The 4,536-nt window shown below is 74.1% G+C and carries 4 protein-coding genes; all 4 read left to right on the top strand.

From position 1 onward, the window contains the following. Positions 1–163: 163 nt before the first annotated feature. The 4 genes from larA to FLV34_RS38750 all read left to right on the top strand — a co-directional run bounded on the left by larA (position 164) and on the right by FLV34_RS38750 (position 4,224). Positions 164–1,420, top strand: coding sequence for a nickel-dependent lactate racemase (gene larA / locus FLV34_RS38765; protein WP_147945539.1), 1,257 nt, complete (start codon positions 164–166; stop codon positions 1,418–1,420). 79 nt (positions 1,421–1,499) lie between these two features. Continuing rightward, the gene (larB, locus tag FLV34_RS38760) at positions 1,500–2,168 is read left to right on the top strand and encodes a nickel pincer cofactor biosynthesis protein LarB (RefSeq protein WP_142652720.1); all 669 of its coding nucleotides are present in this window, start codon (positions 1,500–1,502) and stop codon (positions 2,166–2,168) included. Further along, positions 2,165–3,301, top strand: coding sequence for a nickel pincer cofactor biosynthesis protein LarC (gene larC / locus FLV34_RS38755; RefSeq protein ID WP_147945538.1), 1,137 nt, complete (start codon positions 2,165–2,167; stop codon positions 3,299–3,301). Before larB ends, larC begins: the two co-directional genes overlap by 4 nt. Positions 3,302–3,309: 8 nt before the next feature. Then, complete coding sequence (locus FLV34_RS38750) at positions 3,310–4,224, top strand: amidohydrolase (protein WP_142652718.1); 915 nt, start codon at positions 3,310–3,312, stop codon at positions 4,222–4,224. Positions 4,225–4,536: the final 312 nt, after the last annotated feature.

Genomic DNA, 4,536 nt, shown 5'->3' with positions numbered 1-4,536 from the left:
GCCTCCCACGGCGTGCCGCTCCCCGCCGCCGCCCTGCGCTTCCCCCACCGCCACCCCGCCGTCACCACCATCCTGATCGGCGCACGCAGCGCGGAGGAGATCGCCGAGGACCTGGCGCTGGCGGCGGCGGACATCCCGGACGCGCTCTGGGAGGACCTGGACCATGCGGGTTGATCTCGCCTACGGCACCGGCGGCCTGGTCGTGGACCTGCCGGACGACCGGACCACGGTCATCGCGCCGGTCGCCCGGCCCGCCGTGCCGGACGAGGCCGCCGAAGTGCGCCGGGCCCTGCGCGAACCCGTCGCGGGCCCCCCGCTGCGTGAGCGGGTGCGTCCCGGCCAGACGGTGGCGATCTCCGCCTGCGACGGCACGAGGCCCCAGCCGCGGCACCTGATGATCCCGGCGATCCTGGCCGAGCTGGACGGGATCATCGACCTGGACGACGTCGTGATCCTCGTGGCCACCGGCACCCACCGTGGCAACAGCGACGCCGAGCTGCGCGCGATGTTCGGCGACCAGGTCGTGGACGCCGTACGGATCGTCAACCACGACGCGCGCGACGCGTCGTCGCTGAGGTGGATGGGCCGCCACGGCAAGGACGTGCCGGTCTGGCTCAACCGCGAGTGGACCGACGCCGACGTGCGGATCACGACCGGTTTCGTCGAGCCGCACTTCTTCGCCGGGTTCTCCGGCGGCCCGAAACTGGTCGCGCCCGGGCTCGCCGCCCTGGAGACCGTGCTCACGCTGCACGACGCGGCCCGCATCGGCGACCCCCGGGCCACCTGGGGCGTCATCCAGGGCAACCCGGTTCACGACGACGTGCGCGCCATCGCCGCCGCGACCGGCGTGACCTTCGCCCTCGACGTCGTGCTCAACCGGGAGCAGCGGATCGTGCGGGCGTTCGGCGGCGACCTGCTGCCGATGCACGCCGCCGCCACGGCCGCCGCCCGCGCCGCCGCGATGCGGCCGGTCCGCGAGCCCTTCGACGTGGTGGTGACGACGAACGCGGGCTTCCCGCTCGACCAGAACCTCTACCAGTCGGTGAAGGGGATGAGCGCCGCCGCCCAGGTCGTCAAGCCCGGCGGCACCATCGTCTGCGCCGCCGAGTGCCGGGACGGCTTCCCCGGCCACGGCTCCTATCGGGACGTGCTCACCTCCGCCGCCTCTCCGGAGGCGCTGTTCGAGGAGATCTCCCGCCGCACCGAGACCGTGCCCGACCAGTGGCAGGTCCAGATCCAGGCCCGCATCCAGCGGCACGCCCGCGTGATCATGCACACGTCGCATCTGACCGACGCCGACCTGGCCGCCGCCCACCTGGAGCAGACCGGCGACATCGCCGCCACGGTCCGCGCCCTGCCCGGGCGGGTCTGCGTCCTGCCGGAAGGCCCCATGACGATCCCCTACCTCGCCGGAGAGTGACCGTGCCCCAAACCGCCGTGCCCCACACAGCCGTGCCCCACACCGCCGTGCCGCCGGCCGCCGGATCCGTCACACCGGCATGAGCGAGGCGCTCGACCTCGGCTACGCCCGCGTGGATCTCGGCCGCGAGGCGCGCCAGGGACTGCCCGAGATCGTGTACGGCCCGGGCAAGCGCGTGAGCGAGATCGCCGGGATCGTCACCGCTCTGCTCGGCCGGAACACCGGACCGGTCCTGGTGACACGGGTCGAACCCGGCACGGCCGCCGAGGTGCGCGCGCTCGTCCCCGGCGGCGCGTACGACCCGGACGCCCGGCTGCTGGTCTGGCGGCCGGCGCCGCCGGTCGAGCACACGGTGGCCGTGGTCACGGCGGGAACCTCGGACGGCCCCGTCGCGGTGGAGGCGGCGGCCGTCGCCACCGCGCTCGGCCTGCGGACCGTCATGGTCAGGGACGTCGGCGTGGCCGGGCTGCATCGCGTGCTCGCCGCGGCCGGCGACCTGCGCGCGGCCGACAGCGTGATCGTCGTCGCCGGCATGGAGGGCGCGCTGGCCAGCGTCGTCGGCGGGCTCGTGGAGACCCCGGTGATCGCGGTGCCGACCTCCACCGGATATGGCGCCGCGCTGGAGGGCGTGACGGCCCTGCTGGCCATGCTGACCTCCTGCGCCGCCGGGCTGACCGTGGTGAACATCGACTCCGGCTTCGGCGCCGCGCTCGCGGCCTACCGCCTCACGAGGAGGACGCCCCGGTGATCGTCTATCTCAACCCCTTCACCGGGCTCGCGGGCGACATGCTGCTCGGCGCGCTGCTCGACGCCGGGGCCTCGCTCGACGCCGTACGGCAGGCGGTCGCCGAGACCGGGCTCACCGGCTGGCGGCTCGACGCCGAGCGGGTGCGCACCGGAGCGCTGACCGCCACCCGCGTGCGGATCGAGGTCGCCGACGACGCCACCGAGCGCCCGGCCGCGCGACTGATCACGATGGCGGCCCGGACCGGGCTGACCGTGGCGGAGTCGGCGCTGACCGCGATCGCCGAGGTGGAGGGCGCGCTGCACGGCGTCCCGCCCGCCGAGGTCCACCTGCACGAGCTCGGCGGGCACGACACCCTGATCGACATCGTCGGATGCGCGGCGGCGCTGCGCGATCTCCGGGTGACGCGCGTGCACTCCGCGCCGCTGCCGCTCGGCGGCGGCACCGTGCACACCCGCCACGGCGTGCTGCCCGTTCCGGCTCCCGCCACACTCGCGCTGCTGAAGGGGGCACGGGTGCGGGGCGGGGAGGCGGGAGAGGCGGTCACGCCGACCGGGGCGGCCCTGCTGCACGCCATGCGCACGGTGTACGGCCCGGCTCCGGAGATGACCCTGCGCGCCACCGGCTACGGCGCGGGCGGCCGCGAGCTGCCCGACCGGCCCAACGTGACCGTGGCCATGCTCGGAGAGCCCGTGGCCATGCTCGGAGAGCCCGTGGCCGGGGAGAGCACGCAGATCGTGCTCTCCACGAACCTCGATGACGTCACCGGGGAGGTCCTCGGGCACGTCATCGAGCGTGCCCTCGCGGCGGGCGCGGCGGACGCCTGGGTCACGCCCGCCGTCATGAAGAAGGGACGCCCCGCGCACGTGCTGCACGTCCTCACGCCCCTTGAGCTGGCCGACGACCTGCAGACCCTGGTCTTCGCCGAGACGGGAAGCCTGGGCCTGCGGCGCGGCGTGGTGGAGAAGGTCGCCCTGCCCCGGCACGTCGAGACCGTACGCCTGCACGGCCGCGACGTCCGCATGAAGCACGGGCCGTGGGGGGTCAAACCCGAATACGACGACCTGGCCGCGCTGGCCCGGGCGACCGGCCGGCCTTTGCGGGAACTGACACGAGAGGCATTCGACGCGCTGTGACTTCCGACGTGACTCCCCCTGCGACTCCCTCGACGACTCCCCCGGCGGCTCCGGCCGTTCCTTCGGCCGCGACCCGCGTCGACGCGCATCACCACCTGTGGGATCTCTCCCTGCGCCCGCAGACGTGGCTCGATCCCCCGGAGATGGCGCCGATCCGCCGCGACTTCGCCCTGTCCGACTACGCCTCCGCGACGGCCGGAACGGGCATCGGCCGCTCCGTGCTCGTACAGGTGCTGGGCGACGCGACGGAGACGCGCGAGTTCCTGGCCCTGGCGGAGCGGTCGCACACCGTCGCGGCGGTGGTGGGCTGGGCCGACCTCACCCGGCCCGATCTCGCCGACGAGCTGGCCGCCCTGGCCGCCTCTCCCGGCGGCGCCCTGCTGCGCGCGATCCGCCACCTGGTGCAGGGCGAGCCCGACCCGCGCTGGCTGGCCCGCGACGACGTACGCCGGGGGCTTCGGCAGGTCGCGGAGGCCGGGCTCGCCTACGACCTGCTGGTCCTGCCGCACCAATTGCCGGCCGCGATCGAGACCGTGCGTGCCCTGCCCGAGCTGACCTTCGTGCTCGACCACCTCGCGAAACCGCCGATCGCGGCCGGGGGCATCGACCCCTGGGCGGGCCTCATCCGTGAGCTCGCCGCGGAGCCGAACGTCACGGCCAAGCTCTCCGGCCTGATCACCGAGGCGGCGTGGGACGACTGGAACGCCGCCGCGCTTCGCCCGTACGTCGACGTGGCTCTCGACGCGTTCGGCCCGTCTCGTCTCATGTTCGGCTCGGACTGGCCCGTCTGTCTTCTCGCCGGCTCCCTGCCCCTCTGGACCGAGACCGTCTCGGCGCTGCTCACCGATGCCGGGCTGACGGCCGCCGAGCAGGAGGCCGTCTTCCGCGAGACGGCGACCCGGGTCTACCGCCTGGAGGAGTGAGCGCCGGGACGCCGGCCGGACCGCCCGAAGGCGTCCGGCCGGCGTCGGCCGACTCCGGATTCCGCGGGTCAGCGTGCTTCGGTGTCAGGGTGCTTCATGGGTCAGGGTGCTTCGGGGGGCAGGGTGCTTCGGTGTCAGGGTGTGGTGAGGTCGAAGCGGTTGACGGTGACCGCGCCGCCGAGGGATTGGGTGGCGTAGTTGAAGATGGCGAATCGGTAGCCCATGAAGAACTGCCAGGCGTTGCCCATGGTGAAGGCGGGCCCGAACGAGGTGAAGTTCACTCCGTCGGTGCTGTAGGAGAAGCGGGCCTGG

Origin of the sequence: Microbispora sp. CSR-4 (assembly GCF_008033685.1) — a bacterium.
Lineage (GTDB): Bacteria > Actinomycetota > Actinomycetes > Streptosporangiales > Streptosporangiaceae > Microbispora.
Note: the sequence above shows the minus strand (reverse complement) of the source record. Positions and strands in the feature narration are given on the sequence as shown.

Bases quoted from the DNA above. Each gene is read 5' to 3' on its own strand.
- larA (WP_147945539.1), top strand. From the start codon at position 164: ATGCGGGTTGATCTCGCCTACGGCACCGGCGGCCTGGTCGTGGACCTG.
- larB (WP_142652720.1), top strand. From the start codon at position 1,500: ATGAGCGAGGCGCTCGACCTCGGCTACGCCCGCGTGGATCTCGGCCGC.